The sequence below is a fragment of the Mammaliicoccus stepanovicii genome, from assembly GCF_002902525.1.
GTDB classification, from domain to species: Bacteria; Bacillota; Bacilli; order Staphylococcales; family Staphylococcaceae; genus Mammaliicoccus; species Mammaliicoccus stepanovicii.
In genome coordinates this window covers 1-745 of the sequence record NZ_PPQZ01000137.1, presented here as the reverse complement: position 1 = coordinate 745, position 745 = coordinate 1, and the positions used below count along the sequence as shown (strand labels likewise).

The following is a 745-nucleotide window of genomic DNA, read 5'->3' as shown; positions in this document are numbered from 1 at the left end:
ATTATCAGTTGTTCTATCAATATTTCCACATTCTTTAGTAATTGTTGAAACTTTCTTACACTGATTGAAAAAGTTTAAGAAAAATATCTTATCCTCACCAAAATGCATATCAATCGGATATTTCAAATCGTTTTTTTGGAGAATTTCATTATTTAAAAATTTACCTTGTGGCCCTAAATAATAAATTAAATATGGAATATCATTTTTATCTTTAAGTAATCTATTCTTATACGATAAAAATCGAGCATGAACTGTTTCTGATTTATCCGTAACTTTTATCGTTTTCGCTATTATCATATCACTTCTTAATAAATGTTTATGATTTATAATATATCTTAAAATATTTGGACGTAGCCAATCATCCGAGTCTAAGAAATATACAAATTTACCTTTCGCTTTAGATATTCCAAAATTTCTTGGTGCAGAAGCCCCACCAGAATTTTGGTGTAACTGATATAAAGCGATATTTTTATTCTTTATAAGTTCTACCTTTTCATATGTTTTATCGCTTGATTTGTCATCAACCACAATAATTTCATATATTTCAGGGCTTACATCTTGATTCAAAATAGATTGAATAGCGCGTTCGATTGTATTTTCATTATTATATGTTGGAATAATAAAAGAGAAAAGCAACTTTTTATTTTTCAAGACTACACTCCCTTTTTATCTATATAGATATAGTATAAAACAATCTCCAACAAATAACATTAGTCATTTTTTTGAAATTTATACACAATATGAT

At 26.2% G+C, this 745-nt stretch carries 1 protein-coding gene; it reads right to left on the bottom strand.

Translation table 11 applies throughout. From position 1 onward, the window contains the following. Positions 1-651 (bottom strand): glycosyltransferase family 2 protein (locus CD111_RS12310; protein ID WP_142380972.1); only part of this gene is annotated, 651 nt, incomplete at its 3' end. Between the last annotated feature and the right edge of the window lie 94 nt (positions 652-745).